The organism is Bradyrhizobium sp. CB2312 (assembly GCF_029714425.1).
Lineage (GTDB): Bacteria > Pseudomonadota > Alphaproteobacteria > Rhizobiales > Xanthobacteraceae > Bradyrhizobium.
Genome location: NZ_CP121668.1, coordinates 8,366,389 through 8,386,697, shown reverse-complemented (window position 1 = coordinate 8,386,697; position 20,309 = coordinate 8,366,389). Strand labels below are relative to the sequence as shown.

The 20,309-nt window shown below is 57.2% G+C and carries 15 protein-coding genes; 11 read left to right on the top strand and 4 right to left on the bottom strand.

Annotated elements, in window-relative coordinates; translation table 11 throughout:
- Window positions 1-95 precede the first annotated feature (95 nt).
- From nodD2 to QA642_RS40255, 8 genes are all read left to right on the top strand, one after another.
- Window positions 96-1,088, top strand: coding sequence for a transcriptional regulator NodD2 (nodD2, locus tag QA642_RS40290; protein WP_283081805.1), 993 nt, complete (start codon window positions 96-98; stop codon window positions 1,086-1,088).
- Between the two features lie 57 nt (window positions 1,089-1,145).
- Window positions 1,146-1,865, top strand: a complete 720-nt coding sequence (locus tag QA642_RS40285) for a hypothetical protein (protein ID WP_283081804.1) — start codon at window positions 1,146-1,148, stop codon at window positions 1,863-1,865.
- 121 nt (window positions 1,866-1,986) lie between these two features.
- On the top strand, window positions 1,987-2,700 hold the full coding sequence (locus QA642_RS40280; protein ID WP_194394345.1) for a MerR family transcriptional regulator: 714 nt from the start codon (window positions 1,987-1,989) through the stop codon (window positions 2,698-2,700).
- A gap of 303 nt (window positions 2,701-3,003) precedes the next feature.
- Window positions 3,004-4,113, top strand: a complete 1,110-nt coding sequence (locus tag QA642_RS40275; protein ID WP_283081803.1) for a branched-chain amino acid ABC transporter substrate-binding protein — start codon at window positions 3,004-3,006, stop codon at window positions 4,111-4,113.
- Between the two features lie 475 nt (window positions 4,114-4,588).
- Window positions 4,589-5,620 (top strand): LLM class flavin-dependent oxidoreductase, encoded by a 1,032-nt coding sequence (locus QA642_RS40270; RefSeq protein WP_283081802.1) that lies wholly within the window; start codon window positions 4,589-4,591, stop codon window positions 5,618-5,620.
- 1,939 nt (window positions 5,621-7,559) lie between these two features.
- The gene (locus QA642_RS40265; RefSeq protein WP_271608564.1) at window positions 7,560-7,937 is read left to right on the top strand and encodes a NolY; all 378 of its coding nucleotides are present in this window, start codon (window positions 7,560-7,562) and stop codon (window positions 7,935-7,937) included.
- A 690-nt stretch (window positions 7,938-8,627) separates the two neighbouring features.
- Entirely contained in the window at window positions 8,628-8,855 is a 228-nt protein-coding gene (locus tag QA642_RS40260; RefSeq protein ID WP_027562761.1) for a hypothetical protein, read from the top strand.
- A gap of 854 nt (window positions 8,856-9,709) precedes the next feature.
- Window positions 9,710-10,435 carry an outer membrane beta-barrel protein gene (locus QA642_RS40255; protein WP_283081801.1) on the top strand — a complete coding sequence of 242 codons (726 nt, stop codon included), beginning with the start codon at window positions 9,710-9,712 and terminating at the stop codon, window positions 10,433-10,435.
- Between the two features lie 347 nt (window positions 10,436-10,782).
- Here the strand turns inward: QA642_RS40255 and QA642_RS40250 are convergent, their stop codons facing one another.
- Both QA642_RS40250 and QA642_RS40245 read right to left on the bottom strand, forming a co-directional pair.
- Complete coding sequence (locus QA642_RS40250) at window positions 10,783-11,508, bottom strand: LuxR family transcriptional regulator (RefSeq protein WP_283087076.1); 726 nt, start codon at window positions 11,506-11,508, stop codon at window positions 10,783-10,785.
- 105 nt (window positions 11,509-11,613) lie between these two features.
- The gene (locus QA642_RS40245) at window positions 11,614-11,847 is read right to left on the bottom strand and encodes a hypothetical protein (RefSeq protein WP_271608566.1); all 234 of its coding nucleotides are present in this window, start codon (window positions 11,845-11,847) and stop codon (window positions 11,614-11,616) included.
- A gap of 1,006 nt (window positions 11,848-12,853) precedes the next feature.
- On the opposite strand from QA642_RS40245, the gene QA642_RS40240 reads away from it, so the two are divergent.
- Window positions 12,854-13,570, top strand: a complete 717-nt coding sequence (locus QA642_RS40240) for a sulfite exporter TauE/SafE family protein (RefSeq protein WP_283081800.1) — start codon at window positions 12,854-12,856, stop codon at window positions 13,568-13,570.
- 1,303 nt (window positions 13,571-14,873) lie between these two features.
- Window positions 14,874-16,211, top strand: coding sequence for an oxygen-independent coproporphyrinogen III oxidase (gene hemN / locus QA642_RS40235; RefSeq protein WP_283081799.1), 1,338 nt, complete (start codon window positions 14,874-14,876; stop codon window positions 16,209-16,211).
- A 375-nt stretch (window positions 16,212-16,586) separates the two neighbouring features.
- Here hemN and QA642_RS40230 read toward each other — a convergent pair whose 3' ends face one another.
- Complete coding sequence (locus tag QA642_RS40230; RefSeq protein ID WP_283081798.1) at window positions 16,587-16,919, bottom strand: hypothetical protein; 333 nt, start codon at window positions 16,917-16,919, stop codon at window positions 16,587-16,589.
- Window positions 16,920-17,743: 824 nt separating this feature from the next.
- A complete protein-coding gene (locus tag QA642_RS40225) occupies window positions 17,744-17,971 on the bottom strand; it encodes a hypothetical protein (RefSeq protein ID WP_283081797.1) in 228 nt (75 codons plus the stop codon).
- Between the two features lie 429 nt (window positions 17,972-18,400).
- On the opposite strand from QA642_RS40225, the gene QA642_RS40220 reads away from it, so the two are divergent.
- Window positions 18,401-19,804: a carbohydrate porin gene (locus QA642_RS40220; RefSeq protein ID WP_283081796.1), complete on the top strand. Its 1,404-nt coding sequence runs from the start codon at window positions 18,401-18,403 to the stop codon at window positions 19,802-19,804.
- The last annotated feature ends 505 nt before the right edge of the window (window positions 19,805-20,309 follow it).

The window sequence follows — 20,309 nt, the reverse complement described above, 5'->3', positions numbered from 1 at the left end:
AACGATGTCCGTTCGTGCGAGCCAAGGACCTCTCCAGACGCAGCCGTCATCGCTTGGTGTATGCGCCCAATTACGTTCGTGCCGGATAAGAAGACATGCGTTTCAAAGGTCTGGATCTAAATCTTCTCGTCGCGCTGGATGCTCTAATGACCGAGCGCAACCTCAGCGCAGCGGCCCGCAAGATTAATCTTAGTCAACCGGCCATGAGCGCAGCCGTTGCCCGGCTGCGATCCTACTTCCGTGACGAGCTGTTTGGGATGAGGGGGCGGGAACTTGTCCCGACCTCACGCGCGGAAGGACTCGCAGCCCCTGTACGCGAGGCTCTAACGCACATCGATCTTTCAATTATCGCGCGGGACATGTTCGATCCAGCTCGATCGAACCGGCGATTCAGGATCGGCCTTTCTGATTTTATAACAGTCGTATTCTTCCGAAATGTCGTGGAGCGCGTCGCGCGAGAAGCACCGGCCGTCAGCTTCGAACTGGTCGCGCTCACCGATGAGCACGATGAGCTTCTCCGCCGCGGCGAAGTCGATTTTGTTATCTTGCCGGAATTATTCATGTCCGGCGCGCACCCCAGGGCGCCCCTATTCGAGGAGAGACTCGTCTGCGTAGGCTGCTCCACGAACAGCCAACTACTACGGGGGCTTACATTTGATCGGTATATGTCGATGGGCCACGTTGCGGTTAAGGTCAAAGGCGCGCGCCAGACGCCGGTCGAAGAATCCCTTTTACTCGATTTAGGTCTCAATCGGCGCATCGACATTCTCGTGCAGAGCTTCAGCATGATCCCGCCCCTGCTGGTGGGCACCAACCGCATAGGGACGATGCCATTAGGGCTCGTAAAGCATTTCCAAAGAACAATGCCCCTTCGCATTGCGGAGCTCCCGCAGCCATTTCCCGCCTTCACTGAGGCGGTTCAATGGCCCGTCCTTCACAATAGCGACCCGGAAAGCCTGTGGATGCGAGAGATATTGTTGCAGGAAGCTACCCGCATGGCAACTGGGCAAGAAGCCTCCATGATCTGCACTTCGGAACGAGCTCATTCTGCCGGGGATTTCGCACGATCTGCCTCGCCGTTGTCGTAAGGACGTTCGCAGGATCTGCGAGCCTCATATCCCAACGAATGTCTCAACGCATACAGTTTGGCTCGCCTCGCTCGAATTCATGGTCGCTCTATAAAGATCATCGCAACAGACGGCTATCATGACGACGATGTGTACGTCTTCCGCACGTTGGCAATAGGCTCGACGTGCGAGCGGCGGGTCAGTGTTGGCCTGGTTTTAAAGATAGGGGCGTACGTTGCACCCGGCCGCCTGGCGCACCTGCTGTCGATACAGCAGAAGCGGCGCTGGGCTGCCCTCGTCAACTCTCCGAATCAGCAGTGGCTCCCGAAGAGCGGAGACGCTTGTGCTTCTTCGGAAGCCGTACCATCACGCACCGTGCGCGTGATGGTCATCGATCATGCACATGACCACGATCTCTTGCGGCGTCGAGGCAAGCCTCGCGCAGGCATGTTGCCCTGTCGCATCACATGGGAGTACATCGCATCTTCGTCGCTCCGCGCCGCGGGTCTGACTTCTTTTGGCCCTATCGCAGCCAAACGTCTTGACGACGTGCGCTGCCATGACGCAATGACAAACAAGGAGCTGAACTTGGAGCAATGCAGCGGCGTATTCGATCCGGAAGAGCTTTCCGCCCTGGGACGCCTTTATGATAGTGCGATCGCCGCGCTACCCCCATCGATGCGAAGTCCGGAAAATCGCACAGCAATCGCCAAACTCATCCTGGAGCGTACAGCGGCTGGCGAGGCTCAACTGGCATGCCTGACGAACTTGTTGATCACCATTTCCCCTCAGGGTTGATCCCACGCCATTCTGAGGATAGTCACCAGTCTCGTCGCTGGAATGGAAGACGATCCAGCTAGAGCTTTGAAATAGCTTGAATCACACGTGACGTCAGGTTGTAGGCTTTGAAATGAACAACATGAGCAAAGCTACACCACGAAGGCGTCGATGGCGCATTGGCGAACTTGCAGAGGCGACCGGAGTAACGGTACGCACGCTGCATCATTATGAACACACCGGGCTCCTAGCAGCTTCAGAGCGTACTGACGGCGGCCACCGGATGTACGACCGCGAAAGTGTGCAACGGGTTCACCAAATTCGAGCGCTACGTGAGCTTGGCTTCTCCCTTGTCGAGATCCGTAAAGCTATGGAGGGCACGACCTCACTTACCGATCTTCTGCGCAAACATTTAGAACGGATAGAACTTCAAGTCGCTCGAGCAACTCTGCTGCGAGATCGCTTGCGCAACATGACCATCGACAGTGATATCCAGGTAAGTGTGGATGAGCTGCCTGCCACCCTCAATGCCATGTCGCGGGTCGAGACGCATAATCAGACGTCCCGATGCACCTGCAAGTTAGCTGCAGATCGCGAGGAGCGGTGGCGGCGGATCCGCGACGACCTGCGTGATTGTATGGATCGAGGCGAGCATCCTTGCGGCGAGCGGGCAAAGGCTGTCGCAGTTGCAGCACGCTTGCTGATCGGCGAAATCGCTGGCGCCGATTCACGCGTTTCGATGATCCTGAAGGTACTTGCACGATTAAGCGCCCCCCGTAGTCTGGCTGGTTGGGATCCCTGCCTCATGCAATATCTCGATTTGGCCCTTGGCGGGTTGGAGGATCAGCCGTACTGACGTCCTCCTGGCCGGCTCCGCACGGCATTGCCGATAGGCGCTCGTCGGCTCTGATGCGGGCCAACAGTTTTATGGACTAAACCGGACAGTCGTCGTGACCCCGTCAATCCGCGCTCCCTGATGCACCGTCGTGGCTCAAAAAAAACGGCCTTGAAACGCACCTAACGTCAAATTGTAAGTTCTACCGTGGTCGCAATCTGGCGACCAACGCAAGCTTCGCTTTGACAGACAATCTCAACGTGTAGACACGTCTGATCACAGCTGCCGGCGGTTAGACTTCAGGTGAACATTGGGAGCTTTACAATGTTAAATCGTTGTGCGCCTGCTGCGAGTGTCGCGCTTCTCTTCTGCGCCCTCGCCTCTGTTGCGCGCGGCTCCGACGTCAATATTGCCGTGGCTGGCCCAATGAGCGGAAGCAGCGCTGCGTTCGGCGCACAAATGCGCGATGGTGCAGCTGCGGCAGTCGAGGCGTTGAACGCTTCTGGTCTACTTCTCGATACCAAGGTGATATTGACTGTCGCCGACGACGCGTGCGACCCGAAGCAAGCTGTCGCGGTCGCGAATAAGCTCACAACAGAGCGGGTCCGGTTGGTCGTTGGCCATTTTTGTTCTTCTGCGTCGATCCCGGCCTCCGAGATCTACGCCGAAGCAGGCATCATTCAGGTGTCACCTGGCTCGTCAAATCCTCAGCTAACAGAACGGGGCCTTGACACCGTCTTTCGGATCTGCGGCCGCGACGACCAACAGGGCATCGTTGCCGCAGAGTATATTCACCGGACCTTCCCTAACCACAAGATCGCAGTGCTCGACGACAAGAGCACCGCAGGCAAGGGTATCGCCGACGTCGTTGAAGCACAGCTTCGGAGATTCGGTGAACAAGTCATTCGGCAAAGCTATGTAGCCGGTGAAAAGGATTACAGAGCGCTGGTCTCAAGGATGAAGAAGGAACGGGTGCGTGTCGCCTATATCGGCGGTTATCATACCGAAATCGGATTGTTTGTACGCCAGGCGTCAGAAGCAAGAGCGGAACTTATGGTCATGGCGAACGATCCTTTGATGACCTCTGAATTCTGGGCCATTACAGGCAGCGCCGGAAATGGCACGTTGTTTACCTTCATGCCGGACCCCGCCAGGAATGCCAATGCGGCCGGCGTGGTGGCCGCACTCAAAGCTTCCAACCTGTCCGCTGAAGGCTACACGCTTTACGCCTATGCGGCCGTGCAAGCATGGGCAGAGGCGGTGAACCGGACCGGTTCTTTGAATGCTGCGCGCGTAGCTAGCGCACTTCGTTCACGGCCGACCGATACCGTGATTGGCCCAGTCCGGTTCGATAGAAAGGGAGACAATGCGGCTCCTGGCTTTCTGGTTTACCGTTGGCGAGAGGGCCGTGTTGAAACTGTCGAGCAGAACTGATTGGCGTTATCGCCATCTCCCCGAAGCCAAAGCGACACGGACAATGAGACGCGCTCAGGTCGGAGAAGCGATACTCGCAAGCTCTCTCATACTTGCAGCCTTTGGAGCGTTTTTCGCGTTCGTTGCAGCGCTTGCAGAGCTACCCGACGTCGCCCTGACGGAGACGCTACGTCCAATGATAGATAAATAGTAGCCGTGCCGGGCTGATCTGACTCGCGAGGCACAGGACCTCTGAAGCGAGTAACGATGCTTCTGGTCAAGCATAACTCGCTTTTGGAGGCGGTTCGCGGACGTCTATCAACGGCGCGGCGACAGCATTTCGCATTCTCGTCACCCGCTCACATGGTGCAAGCCCAGATCCACGCACTCAAAGAAAAAACGGCCTGACCGGTCAAACGACGAACGAGACCCCTTTGAGCGCAAAGGCACGAAGCAACCAGGACCCGCCATCTGACCGTAATCGGAGATTGATCGAGTGAAGAGTGGCCTTTCTTCAAGACTAAGGTGTGGCATTTTCGACCATTTGGATGACGACGGCCAAGATGCCGCACGACAATATGAAGATCGTCTCAAGCTGATCGAGGTCTGCGACTCGCTCGGATTCTTCGCTTATCACCTGGCCGAACATCACTGCACACCTCATGGCAGAGGGCCCTCGCCGCACCTGTTCCTATCAAGTGTCGCGCAGCGCACCCGGCGATTACGGCTCGGTCCGCTCGTACTGTTGCTCAACCTTTATCATCCATTGCGCGCATTCGAAGAGATCTGCATGCTTGACCAATTGAGCGGCGGCAGGCTCGAGGTCGGGATAGGCCGCGGTTCCCAGCCGATTGAATGGGGCTATTTCGGCATCAGTGCAGACGCTGCACCAAGTCGTTATGCGGAAGCCAGTGAAATCTTGAATATTGCGCTGAAGGGACACACGCTATCTTATCAGGGAGACCACTTCGAGTTGAGCGACGTACCCTTGGCGTTGAGGTCCCATCAACGTCCATCTCCGCCCATCTGGATCGCAAGCAATCGGGCAGAGTCGGCGCAGTGGGCCGCGGCAAATGGCGCCAATCTGGCGTGCATAGGCCCCGCCTGCGCTGTCCGGAACGTTACGGACGCCTACCGTTCCCATCGACCCCACAACACAGCCGCACACGGCCGCGAGCCACTTCTCGGGCTGGCCCGCATGGTCGTGATTGCGAAGTCTGATCAGGACGCTCATGCGGCGGCCGAAACTGCGTATCGCCGATGGCTGGAGAGCTTTAAGTTTCTTTACGAGCTTAACGCCATTCCGACACCGCCCGCCCTTCCGCTGACCTTCGATGCAGCACTTGAGAACGAATTGTGCGTCGTTGGAACGCCGGCTTCCGTCCGACAGGTCCTTCTCCAGCAGATGGAAGTGGCGGGTGCCAACTACTTGCTTTGCCAGCTTGCATTCGGAAACCTACCGCTGGAGATTTCCGTGTACACCGCAACTGCAATTAAAACTGAAATTCTCGGTAGCTTCGGCGGATAATGACTGCGTTGGGGGATCATATGCGTGGTAAGTATACCGACGCACTGAAGTTATCCGAGGCTGGTTGCCATATTGGTTGTCGTTGCCCGGGGCAAGGCGACCGTCAGCCTCAATGGCGGCGATATCTGACCGCCTCGCGTTCCTATTTTGGGGACAGCTTTGGCTAAGTTGTCTGCGAACCGCTTTATCAACTTATCCGCGGCCGAACGCTCTTCGTCCGCTTTGATCACGCGGACCTTTTCAATGAAGACCCGCGATTGCTCAGGGCTCATCCTGCATCTGCGGGAGGCCGGAGCTGCTCGGACAGTCCGGACGAGACTCTATGACCCTCCCTTCCTTATGGGGATCGAGGAGTTTCTCTCACCTTCGTGAGATCTGGAGTCCAATTTAGAGGTATTCGCCTGCGCTCGCTGCTGTGACCCTTCTAGGCCGCCGGTCATCAACGAATCAGCAAGCTCGTCTAAGAGGCCCATAAGCTCACTGCACCAAGCCGGCAGGAAACAACTAACTGACCCGCTTTCGATGTAAGAGGTGAGATTACGCCCGTCCGCGATCCACGAACTGGATGCATCCCATCGACACTTTCGATTTTACCAATTTCAGCCAAATACCCATAAGTCGATCGCCGGTTTCCGGAAAGCACATTCCACGGATGTCGTTTGAGAAATGAACCCATTTTACTTTCAGCATAGTCGCAGGGCGCTTCAAGGTTCTCGTGGCTGCTTCGCCAACGACAGCCATCAATCTTTGGCATCGACGCACGAGCGGCGTAAATGCGGTCAGATCGCTAATCGCAACGTCTGGCGCGTAATCTGTCGCGCTGGCGCCTCCTCCTTTGCAATCATACTAAGGCCCTCCAGGAAGATCGACTCTCACGCACACTGCTTGGCCAAGGCAAATGCGTGCGCTGCATAGAATTGGGGCAGGCGAACCGTCCGCTAAACCGGTGCAGGCTGCACTTTTTTCCCTGACCAGGCGGGCAGCGCCGACGATCCGACGCCGTTGCGGCCTCCAAACAAAGCAGTGCAGTTGGCTATCTGACCACGCTATTCTCCGGCCAGGACGAGGCACTGATGTCGATCGGTGTGATGCGACCAGCCTCGCGATCTTACTGCCCACCCCTACAAGTCGTGTGATCGTGGATTCTCACTCTGCGCGCGTCCTCTTTCTTCGTCGACGGGCGGCTCCCGCACCCATTTCCTACAGACTGACGCTACCCTATCTCATTCTATGCGCCGGCCCTCTTCGACCATACCCCGGCGCGGTTATCCCTTCTCTGCAATCCTTACATCGCCACCGCAACGAGGGGTGGACGCGATCTGCCGGTCTTGTCTCTTATCGCGCCCCCCTTCCAGGAGCCGATCCGCCCCCTCGCCGGGCCAGGCATCGCCTGTCAACGAATGCAGAGAGAAACCGCAGACATGTGAAGCGGGTTAATTCTGGGTTGCCTGCATGAGCTGGGCCATAAACGTCTGGCATGATGACCAGACCGGTCTGGAGCAGCTGACGGCGCGCCTTCAGCAACAGCTTCGTCCAGCGCCGAACGCACTTTGTGGCACTCTGCCTGGCAAGGCCTCCGGTTACGTCTGGATTGCTAGGTCAGGCGACAAGCAATCGTGCAGCAGTTCGAGCCGCAATTCTCGACTTGCCGTCATCGCGGCGTCCCCGCCGGCTGGAGGTACTGCGACCGTCGAGGCGCTGGATCGGCTCAATGGTCGAATCACAGGACAGTTCACAGCGTTCTCTGGTCGATTCCGCCTTTGCGCTCTCTTCGTGGCACATGCCTGCAACCCTCTCCCTTCGGCGACCGCGCGTGCGCACCTTGGCTTGTGCAGCAGCCATTCGTTCATTCGCCGCGTCTGCGGTCTCGCGGCCGGGAAAGCACGACACAACCCTTACTCAGCCTACTTCCTGCATTTAACTAACCGGAGCAAACACCGTGGAACTTGACCCTTCCAATTCACGCTCAGAGGACCTCGAGGATCGCATCGACCTGCAACTCGACCTCGTGGCCGCCCTCGTACGCGAAGAAGGCAACGAGCTCGAAGCGGTCCGACTGCTAAATGCCCTGACAAACCAAATGATCATGGCGGAACTGGAGCTCGGGCAGCTCGGGGATGCCAAAACCGGGGACCCCGCCCGCGACCAGCAAACGACGCGACTCTCGCGAGACCGTGGCGTTTACTACCCAGAAGACCTTCAAATTTTGGGACGCCTTTTCGATCAGGCCGTGGCGGCATTACCCGAAGTGCTCCGAACTCCCGCTAATCAAATGAAGATCGCGAAACTAATTCTGTCACGTGCAACAGTAGACTGAGATTTCATTTGGGTTTCTCTGTGGTTGATGCCGCTTTTATTGAACGTTTATCGCTGGGCTGACAGCGACGGTCGTACGCCAGGGATCGGCGACTCGGTGTTTATGGGCTACCGTCCCGTAAGCGAGCCGGTTCAGCTGGCCTTTCCGAATCACAACTGTTCGCCACCACGCTCAAAAGCGGTAGCCCGCACCCAGAGCAGGAGGTCGCGAAGGGTCGAGCAAAGAACGACGCCCCGCGGACACATGTCAGAAAGCAAACAAGCAGTGGCCGGAAAACGCCACACGCTTCGATGAACGCGTCTTAGCTAGAGACTGGGAAAGGAGGGGAACGATCCATTTGCATCGATGTTCGGCCGTACTCGTGATTGGCATGGCCCGGTCTTCCGATTGCAGGAAGAAGAGCCTCAATTATCGACCGATACCGAGCAACAAGAGCACTTCGGCAACGAAGCCGCGCGAACAGCGCGAGCTCGTTTCAGCCGCTTCAGAATTATTCGAATGCGCCTGGCAATCCGACACGCCGGGTCATCGGAACTTCAACAAACATCTGTAAATTCATTGAACATCGAGAGCAGCTCGATGTCCGAGCGTGCTGCGGCTCTGATGTCTTACTAGCTGGGACAAGCCACAGACGCTCGGTTTGCTTTTGCGAAGGTACTTCCTTGTATCAGGACGGCGTGGAGTGTTGAGATGGATCAGCAGATGCAAGATGCTATCGTGAGCGTCGCATTTGATAAAGCCTGGCGCTTTGTTGAGAAGGATCCGTTGCTGGCGCATAATCGCAAGACGGTCCTCCATAGCCGGTTGTGCACTTTCCTTGAGTCTTCGATAAAGAAGGGCGAACGGAATACGTTGAATCTGGCGAACGAGGCGATACGCAACTTGCGGGCTGAGCTGGCGCGGTCGACCGAGCAATAGGCGCCTGAACCCGTACTGCCACATAAGCTTGGCTTGTTGAGGGTCTTGGGGACCTTATGCGGCGGAAAACACCGGGGCAGAGCGTGGTGGAGCTTCCCCTCCAGTCATGTTCAGCCCGTTGAAGAGGAGCACGTTCGCGACGACTATTATGGTGACCCCAGACCAGCCACCTAGAATCCAGTGCATGTCGGCGACGAGCCGGGACAGCCGCCCTAATATTCGCTGGCGCCAGGAAGAGCCATACCGTTTCCTCTCCTGAGTTTTGGCTCGGCACGAGGTCCCGCAAGTTCAAGCAAGAGCCTCGTCAAGCAGCCGCATCGGCTCCTTGACACCCGTCGATCGAGGTCGAGGTTGAGGAACATCGTGCTAAACTTGCGATAGGTCCTGAGCCAGAGCGGTCCAAGCCTGCGATCGATCATCGCCGTATCACTCACGATTGCAAGCGGCAGCACGATCCTCCTGCCGGGAAGTGAGCCTGATCGCAAGAGACGCGTTCTGGATCAGCAGTCTTCATTTGCCGAACTCTCTGAACGAGCATGCCCGGGACGTGTTGGCGCAGCCTGGCTTTGTCGCAAGTCAGCGAAAGAGAGAGCCAAACAGCTCGTAGCACTGCGTCCCGTCACAGCCATCATGAACGGATCGTATTCAAAGAATCATCTGCGCCAAGCGACCAGTGTCCCGGCCCCAGCATTTCGGTCGAGGCAGTGCATGGCAAGTTGCGCGCTCCACAATCTGACGCGGCGTACGATTGGACCCGTTTCTTTCGAAGACATGTTGTGCGGAAGTTACAGCAATTCGCGTTCATATTGTTAAACGCACGGCGCCGGGGGGCACCGAAAGGAAACGACACTCGAATGAAAAAGATTCTCATTCTGACTGCAAGCATCGGCGCACTCGGTGCCGCCGCTCCCTCATTCGGCACCGACTTGGCGGGGCAACCTGCCAAGGTTAAGGCGGTACCACTGCCAGCCGCAGCCCCGATCATCGATTGGTCTGGTTACTATATCGGCGTCAATGGTGGCTGGGGAACGAGCCGCAACTGCTGGGATTTCAATGGTGTTACCCCCGAGGGCTGCCATAATTCGACTGGTGGGACCATTGGCGGCCAGATTGGTTATCGTTGGCAAATCTTCAACATGGTCTACGGCATCGAAGGTCAGGGCAACTGGGCCGACTTCAACGGTTCCAATGTCAGCACCGCGTTCCCGGCAGACACCGTTGGCACCACGACAGATGCATTCGGTCTACTCACGGGCCATATCGGATACGCGTTCAATGCCGTGCTCCTTTATGGCAAGGGCGGCGCTGCGGTGACGAGCAACATCTATCACGTCAACTCGGTGGCTACTGGCGCCGAGATTGGCAAAAACAATGACGTGCGTTGGGGTGGCGTGCTGGGCGCCGGTGCCGAAGTCAGCTTCACGCCAAACTGGTCAGCTGGCGTCGAGTATAACCACTTGTTCATGCAACGCAGTAACATAAGCTTCCCAGCGGCTCTTGGCGCGGATCGCGTGCACCAGGATGTCGATCTCATCACGGCGCGACTCAATTATAAGTTTGGCTCGCCCTTTGCCAAATAGAGACCTCCACGCGGTCGCGTGAATCGGAACCCCGACCCCCGGTCGGGGTTCTTTCCTCAGCTGCTCCTCACCCTGCCGGCCCCAATCAGTTCCGAAGCACCAGGTGCGCGCTCGTCTGAGTAATGGAATCCAGAGGCCAGTTGGAGTGTGGCCGAGAAGCCGCCAACACACTGGAGGAACAGGTCAGTCGATTCGAGAATTCATCGCTCTCGTGACAGTCCCACAACCTCACGCAGCGTGAGATAACGGACTTGCTCTAAGGCGTGTGGCGAGCTCGCCGAAGGTGCCATGCACTATGTCAGAAGCTGGAAGCCCACGATTTGGCTGCTAGTGTCCCGTTCTCAAATTCAAAGAACATTTAGGCGAACCGCCACAACCAGCGCTTGAATCCGGCTGGCTGCCCCCAGCTTTCGCATTGCGTTCTTGACATGAAAGTTGACTGTATTAACACTGATTCCCAGGATCTTCCCAATTTCCCATGACGACTTCCCCTCTGCCACCCACCGCATGCAACTGGTCTCCCGCGGCGACAGTGCAACTTTTCTGTCGCAACCATTATCGCAGGGACGAGCGATGTCGCCATAGGCGGTGTGAAACTGCCAAGCCAGCGCGTTGAGATGCCCGATGCGATCCTGAGGATCAGCATCATCGAACGCAGATGCAAACGACACCACAGATATCCGACCCAACGGGCCAAACAACGGGACGCTCATGCCATGCTTCAGCCCCGCCTCTCTCGCCTCGTCAAGTACGCGTCTTTCGTCCGGTTGAAGCTGGTAGTCGTCGGCGAGTTGATCCCACAAGAACGGCCGCGAAAGCATCGGCGTACGCCGGACCACCGGATCGATAGTATGGTACTTGCGCTTGAAGTATCGGTCGCACCAGTCTGGCGGCCACTTCACAGCCACAGTCGGGGGCGGATACTCCGCCAGCCGAAGTGGCTCAACGAAGTTGAGAGCGCCGTATGCAACTTCACTGAAGCCTTCCCTCGTGGCACAGCCTACAAGAAGCTCGAATAGTGCTCTGAGTGAATGAGTCTGGTTAGCGCATTCGGTGAAGCTAAAGAGGTCCATGCTGGACGCTTCAGTACGACGATCAACCTCCCCTTCATCGTGTTCGATTGCGCTTGCTTCAGGCCGAGCCAAATTCCAGTCCATGAGCTGAACTCGAGGGTTAGTTTATTCGTCCAGTCTGAGCGCTCGCGCTATGCTGGACGCCATTGGACGAATTCGTTGCGCCCCCGCCGAATGCGCCGGCAGGATCGCATCAAAAACCACCAGATATAGCGCCATCATCCCTGTCTCCGAGGCTGAGCTGAAGTGATCGGTCCAGCTTGCCGATAACGCACTGGCCAGGTCGGAAATCATCGCCCGCGATCCGTGTTGAAGGATGATGCCATCGATACCAACCAACAGTGTCCCGTTTGATCATGGCGGCCCCGATGGTCCGCGGGTCCCGGACTGAGCTTCCAAACAGCTCCGCCGGCCAGAGGTTCGGCTCTGTTGAGCGTGCATGGCGAGAGAACGCAGCCGAACGACGCTTTGGTTTGTCTCGAGGCCGAGCACGACGAGATCCTGGGCTCTGATCTGCGCGATACGGCTAAGCTCGAGGGGCTTGGCGGCGCGGGACGCGAGGAGCGTCCTGTGAGCATCCATTCTTTGCTTGGGGACGAACAATACGAGATTCATGTCTTTTCCCAATCTTGCGAATTGCCATCGCTAACCGTTCGCCGATTCTTCTCCGTGCGACGGCGCCGGGCACGGGATCGATGAGCAACACGGAACAGTCGAGGCAGAAGCCATACTCCCCGCATCATTGTGCGCCGTCTCATCGAATCCGTCCGGCAGGCCTGGCGCAAACGTACCAAACGTGCAGAAAGGGACCACCTTAACGGCGCAACGATAGATACTCGTAACCGCGAGATCTGCTTGATGCGGAAGACATTTTGCATGCGCTTCTCCAGCAGGGAGACGACCCGCGCCAGACCAGCAAGTGTCATACCAACTGCTGATTTCACAAAAACAGACCAGAAAGAGCTTCGAACGCGCATGGTTGGCGCGACGTAGGTCCGTCGAAGCATTCATGACATGCGGAAAGCCGACAGCACGTCGCGAGACGCGACACGAGGTGAGTTACAGCAAGAAATGCAGCTCACCTCGGCGGCCCGTCGAGTGCTGCTTCCTCAGGGCGCAACACAGTCCTATTCCCGCCAGTCAAGTACCAAGTACGGCAATTGATTGGACGGTCCAAACATGGCACTCGCTAAAGGAACTTGAACTGACTGGACCTTTGCCAGCTATTCCGGCGAAGCGGGGGTCGATCCGTCCCCAAGCAAAAACAGTCAGGCCGCACCTGATTGCGCGACTCATGATGGGCTCGGTGAAAAAAGGCGAAGATCGTCGCCAAGATCGGTGAAGCATGGCTTGTCTGCTCATCGCGATCATCTCACTGCTCTATGCGAGCGTTGGCCAGGCTGGTGGCACTGCATTCCTCTCGCTAATGGCATTTTTTGGTATGTCATCGACAGAGATGCGCCCGACGGCACTTGGTCTCAACATTGTCGTCGCGGCTTATTCTACGTGGCTCTTCAACCGCAACAAGGTCGTTGACTGGGCCATCCTGCGCCCGCTTCTCTTTTCGTCCGTGCCAGCGTCGCTTGCCGGCGGCTTGATTGCGCTCGATGACCACATGTATAAGACGCTGACCGGGCTCGTTCTTCTTCTGGCGAGCGCCGTGATGATCATGCAGCGGGGACGCGCGGCTGATCGTGTTTGTGAAACTCCGCTCACGGCAATCGTGAGCATTGGCGCGGCCCTTGGCCTGGTTTCCGGTCTGACCGGCGTGGGTGGTGGAGTGTTCCTCGCGCCGACGCTCATCACACTGAATTGGGCATCACCGAAGCAGACCGTCGCGTTATCACCCCCTTTTATTCTGGCCAATTCCACAGTCGGATTCGTCGGAGCTCTTTTCAGCGGCCAATTTCCCTCTCCGGATTTGGTTCTTTACGCTATCTTCGCGCTGGCGGGTGCGGTCGCTGGAACGATAGTCAGCCTGAACTGCCTGAACCCCGCGGGCATCAGATTTATCCTTGTTGCCGTTATGCTCGTTGCCGGCATCCAATTGGTTCTCGCTTGAAAGTCTCAACTCCCATCTTTCGTGGATCGGCAGGAGATCCAGCACGGTGAGATCGGGGTGCAACATGATGAAGGCGGCAGCTTATGTCTGTCCGCGTGCCTTGACTAACTCTGAAAGCCGCCAACGCGAAGACGAAAAGCTGTCGGATCGAGCGGCGATGGGGCGGATCACCTCGTGCATCCCAGCTGATCGTCATGAGCCGAGCGGTCCGTACCTAGTCACATCCCGTTCGCGCTTTCCAGTTGCCGGGAGGGTCAATGTCGGCACGGCGCGCGAGCGGTATGAAGCGTAGTCGGCTCCTGCATGGCAGCCCCAGCTCGCAGCATCAGAACACAGTGACGGGTCGGTCGAAACCTGACCAGGCGGTCTATGTGAAGCTGAGAGCTGCAGGTGCATCGCATCGATACGACGCCAATGGAGGCTAACGGAATAGATATGCGCGATCTGGCAGGGATCGATAGCTCCAAAGCCGATGTAAAAAGAAAACAACCCAGTTTGAAGCAGAATAGAAACTATTGCAGATTGTGTCTCGTCCGATTGCATCTGGCCGGGATTCGCTTGCCATCAGCGGACGTCCAAAGTCGTTGTGAGTTGGTGAGCTGCATTAGACAGCGACGATGCCGCCGAACCAAGGCGCCCCGACGCACTTCGCCGGGGGGCTGAAAGTGCGCTGGGGTCGCCCCAACACCATCAGTACATCCGTGATGATGCTTGTGGCAATGAGACAACCAGCGTGGCGGAATTGAGGCTTATGCGTTCGATACTAGAGATTAAGAATGGCTATCGTCGGCCGCGCTAAAGGACTTTGAATCGCACGTTGCGTCAGGTTTTGTGCTATTGCGCTCCTCGCGCTCTCATCTAGCAAGCAACTTATCTTTTGTGTCACGCCGGCCTTTGACGGAGGCATCCGTCGAACTCTGTGAGCAACCAATCGGCTTTGCTTTAAAACCGGTTTGAAGATCGAGAAGCCGAGCTGCTCTTGGTGAGACCTACAAGTCCCTGTGTTGTCGCAAAAATGACGGGCCGTCAGCGGATGCGCACCGGCGTGCCCTCGGATGAGCGATTGATCGCTCGCGCCGGCTCTCTAGCCGCTTCAACCGTGCTCGGACGAGAGAATTCATACCTAAACGTCCAAATAATCGCCAACGAGCGGCTCTCACTCCTTGCTCTGCCCCCTAAGCCGCGTTGGCAGTAACATCGAAAACGGGACCAGATCTCAGAAACCACTACGTTTGACATAACGCAAAGACACAATTGAGGGCATCGGTCAGCTTCATGCTGTTGAGCATGGGAAAGTTAAATCTTGCAGACCTCCCTTCTAAACAAGTATTGCGATGCTCGCCTGCCTTGGTACACCATCTATCCAACCGTACCGGATTTCTCCGCGATGGTCGGTGCCAAGACTTCTGAGACATGGCTGAGGCGGCTGCCTCCCGACGAGCCCGTATCGCTCTACATCCACGTTCCGTTCTGTCGCTCTATCTGTTGGTATTGCGGTTTTCCTACAAGCCTCACGCGCGGTGAGCGACCGGTCCGCAATTACTTGGCAGCAGTGCGGGACGAGATACGCTTGGTCGCAGAGCAAGTGCCTCGCGCTCTGCCGGTGCGCGACGTGCATTTCGGCGGCGGGACGCCGACCACCATTGCACCGAGCGATTTTCTCGCCTTGATGGAACTCCTGCGCCGCTGCTTTGCGTTCAGTAAATCAGCTACCATCGCCATAGAAATCGATCCGCGTGGGGTCACGGCCGAGATGGTCGAAATGTTACAAGCGGCGGGGATCAACCGCGCGAGCATAGGCGTGCAAAGCTTCGACCCCGTAGTCCAAAGAGCGGTCAACCGAGTCCAGAGCGAGGTACAGACGGCTTCTGTCGTCGAAAGGCTTCGCCAGCATGGGATAAGGCGCATCAATTTCGACCTTCTCTTCGGACTGCCGCATCAGACGGTGCGGTCCTGCGTTGACTCCGCGCGGACGGCTCTAGCCATGCGGCCAGACCGGCTTGCGGTTTTCGGCTATGCTCACGTCCCCTCCTATATGAAACGTCAGCGCCAGATCGATGAGACGGCGCTGCCGGATAATGTCGCCCGCGCTGAGCAAGCCGCGGCTATTGCAGATACGCTGGTCTCGGCCGGCTACCGCCAGATCGGGCTCGACCATTTCGCCCTGCCCAATGACGAGCTCGCGCTGGCCCAGAAAGCTGGTCGGCTGCGCCGCAACTCTCTGGGCTATTCGGCTGATACCTGCAAAACCGTAATCGGCTTGGGTCCGTCAGCCATCGGCCGTCTGCGCGACGGTTACGTGCAGAACGAGATCGCAACCGCTTCCTATCACCAACACATTCAGGCCGGCCGCCTGGCAACCTCAAAAGGCTACTGTCTCACCACCGAAGATCGCATCCGCGCCGCAATCATCGAGCGTCTGATGTGCGATTTGCAGGCCGACGTGCCAGCGATCTGTGCTGCTCACCGATTTGATCCGATTCCTCTTCTCGGTTCGGCCGACCGCCTGGGAATGCTTGCAGAAGATGGGGTAGTAGACATTGAAAAGGGATTTATTCGGGTCAAGCAGGAGCACCGGTTTGTCGTTCGCGCTGTTGCTGCCGCGTTCGACACTTATCTCGACCGCATCCCTATTAACTAAGCCACGCATGTGAGCAGATCCCAGACCTCTAAGCTCTTCGCGGGGGCGATCCGAAGAAGCCATCGGGCAGGCACGCCAGATTGGTGTGATGACACGACCTTTCAGATATGATCTCAAAACTGGCGAGGCTGATTGGAAGAGAGCTGATTTAAAGGAAATGCGCTTCAGGGCCACGGCTCGATCATGCGGAAAGTGCTCTGCACCACCCGCCCTGGAGTGCTCTCGATGACAGTGACGGCCTCACTACATGCCGCTGGAGACGACGGCGCCCGCACAAGCTCCGTGTATTTTACGGCCGGAGGCAGCTTTGCGAACCTACGGGCCACCTCATCGAGCACAGTTGGAGACTCGACCGCGCCTGCAGCGTCTCAGACCTCAAGGCTCGGCTGTCTTTGGTGCGGCGATCACTGGCGCGCCTCCGACGGAAACAGGTCCCTCTGGTTTGGATCGCCCGAAGCGTTTCCTGGCGACGCTCGAAGCAGCCCGGGCTGGCGACAAAGGAGGCTCGGAAGCAGCAGAAGGAACAGGTGTTAAACTCTGCAGCGAATCGATCCGCGAAGCCAGAATGGTGATCTGATCCAGGATCCCTTTGAGGTCATCCCGCTGAGCGTCGATCCGGCTGTTGAGTACTGCGATCTCATCTCCGGTTTTCTGCTGTGCCCACTTTATCTCAAACAAGGATGCCCTGTCCTCCAGTGACAGGCTCATCGTTGAAGCTTCCGGCGTCTCGACAAAGGCTTCAAGGTTAGCCCAAAGCCAGGCGCCAGCGGCACACGAGCCAACGAGGACAAGCGGGAGCACCAAAACCGGGAGGATCCGTCTTGACGGCCCGCGCAAAAGCGGCCTCAAGTCTGAAGCGGCCGCTTGATCCATCAAGTCCATTGTCCCTCGCTCAAGATCCTATTCCAGCAGGCTTGTTTCGTCGACGCGATAGGCTGCGATGCTCACGCGCTCCAGGAGCTGCGAGCGTCGACAATAACTCCATCTTGCCGATCTTCCCGATCGGCCACCCTGCTCCTATGAAACGCTGCTTCTTGAGGAACGCAACGCGACAATTTGCGCGCGTCCTCCATGATAGCGTCGCCACGAGCAACGGTGCTCATCTTCGCCGGCGATGGCGCAGCCGTTTCTCGCCATTCAGGAGAACCTTGGCGATTTTCTTACTCGCGGCAGGAATGCAAACCGTCCACTCATTCCTGCAGAGTGTTCGATGGAGCCCCTCTTGCCGGAGCAGCAACCTCATCCGGGGCGGCCACGGCTGATCGGCCAAGCGGCAATGGCCGATTGGAACGGCAAGCACTGTACCTGGTCAACTACCAATTTCGGCAGATTGTTCGAGATGACGGGCTCGTGGCAAGGGTGACCAACGAACGCCGCGTACGTCAAGGATTCGGATGCAGGACGGGTTGTGCCGCGCTCATGGCAGCCAGCAACTATTTGCCGATACTCGCCAAAGCTGCTCGATAGATGATTCCTCCGGTCTCTTAGGCCATCACTATGGATGTTGTGGTGAGGTTGGCGCGCGAGCAAGTTCAAGCCTGGCTATTGTCTTGTGTTTCGCTGAGAACGATACCGCTAAAGCCCTTCGTGAATCCAAGCTTCTTGCACGGAGAGCCTTGCTTGCCGGTCGCTGCCGCTTCGTCCCGAAAGCCGCCTTCGATGCAGACGCGCGACACCGCCAGACTCACAGTGAGCAGGGCGGACATTCGCAATGTTTTATTGGCCAGGACAGCGAGCCCCCGCACGCTCGTCGTGAGCATTTGCCGAGCCAGCGCCCTGCTTTGGCCCTCGGCGCACCGGCGTTATGCACCAGCAAAGTTTCGGACCAGATCATCGTCGTGCCACGGGGTGAGAGGTTCAGGAAACCTCAGTGGTCCTCTTCGGATAGATCGTGTTCTGGCTCCCCCTCGCCCTCGGACGCGCAAACGCCGGGAGCTCACTCTGGCCAATCAGGCCGCAGTTCAATCTATTCATCGCCGGCACACATTGACCCGAAGTACGCCATGCGCGGTTGCCTACTTGCGACGAGTTCACCTCGGAAAAACTCGGCTACGGCAGCACTTTCGTTCAATTTGCGATCCAGGGGAAAGCAATTTTGGCTTGTTATCGCGCTCTCGCTAGCGGCTTGTCTCGTCGGCAATTCCGTACTGGCACAAACCGCTAGCGGACTTGATCCGACTAACCACTCCGTGGATCAGGCCAGCAAAAGAGGAAAGACCCCCAATCGGGCCGCAAGGCTCCCGATCGACCTGATCCGTCAGGAAATCCGCGCTTCTGCCTCGGCTCCAGCAGCAGGTCTCGGAATGCCTTTTGAGAAGCGCGGCAATGCGGGCAGGGGTGCTCAGACGAGACCGCAACAGACGATCGATCCCTTCGAAAGATACGACAAGCTGCGTGAAAAAGGGTTATGGTTCAACATACCTGGCCCTGCGGACACGATTGATCAGGACAAGAACGGCGTTAAATCGGCGCTGGCAGATGTCGGCATCGGCTACATCGGCTGGACACACAACAGCTTTGTAAACAACCAGCTGCCGAATGCGGCCAGAAGCACTATCGCAAACCAGCTCTATATGGGCCAGAATCCGACCTTCGCGTCGGTAACCCTCATGATCGTTACCTACGATCTCAGCCGGTTTGGCATTGCCGACGGACAGATTGTCGTAGGAGCCGAGCAGCAATACTGGACGTGGGATCGCCCGGGACCAGATCGAGTAGGAATCAATACGCTCGCCTACTACCAGACTTTCTTCGACAGGACGCTAGAACTCAAGCTTGGCTACCTCAGAAACCAAAATGAGTTCACCGGCACATTGTTCGGAGGGATTACAGGATCGAACATGTCTGCCTTGTTCCAGGCAGGGATGAGCACCAATGCTGCGCCGACGCCGGCGGTCAACTTGAAGTACAATTTTGACGATCGCTTGTACAACAAGGTTTCCGTCCAGCGCTCAATCAGTCCAGATGGTGCCTATTCCCACATAATCGAGAATCCCACCGGCCTGAACTGGAGCACGGCCAATGCAGGCATCCTTCTCGTTGACGAAGCCGGCTACAAGAGCAAGTCGGCTCCCGGCGTACCCGACACGTGGCTGCGGGCGGGCGTTGGTTTGAACAGTAGCCGCTACACGAATTTGGCGGACCCCAAGCAACAAAGGGAGACTGGGAATCATTTTCACTACATCGCTGCAGACAGGCAGCTCTGGCAGAGCGACCCCCTTGGGTTGCCGTCTCGCGGCATCTATGGCGGCTTCTCCATCATGGGAGCTCCGCCTGACCTCAACAGGATTAGCCAATATTGCGAGCTTCGTCTTTATGCAAAAGGCCCCTTTGATAGCCGGCCCAGTGATCTGATTGCACTCGTTGCTAGCAAGACGAGCTGGAGCAAATTTGCGGTGGACGCTGCCCTGGCTAAAGGCCAGCTTGCGCATCGTGATACCACGGCAATCACCGGAACATATACCGCCCGTCTTGCTCCGGGAATATATGCAGGCGTTGGATTATCATACATTCATAACCCCACAAGCATCACGCACACGCCCCAAACGGAACACGCGCTCAATCTGTTGGTATCTACGTTAATATTCTTCTGACCATCGCAAGTGCCATTTTGCCGCCTTCTCGAGCCGCATGGGACTTGAGCTTTGCGATCTTGTTGGAGGGACCGGCGCCAGACGAGCCCGTTGGGATCTAAGGGTGCCCCACTGTAAGAGCGTATGGACGAAAGATGTCGTGGGATCCCAGGGAGAGTGAGGCGGATTGTTCAGGAGAGCCTGATCCGTCATTTCCGAGGTTGGCCACCCCGAATAACTCTTCGCCGCGGAACCATAGCCAAGTCAGGTTCTCGAAAGCTTGCCGAACTAGGTAGACCTGTTCAGGTGATCCTGGAGTGAGCCTAGCGTGGACTCCCAAACTTTTGACCCTTCTAACGTGCCAGCTTGGTCGCAGGTGCAGCACGACGTCTCGCAAGAGCCGAAGACGAGCCAGGCCGGAGGCTTTGAGCAGCACTTGGCTGAGGCAAGGCTGACCGAACCCGCTTCCGTCGGCGGTCGAGGCTCCTATCCCCATCTATCTACAGAAGACCGGGACCTTATCGAC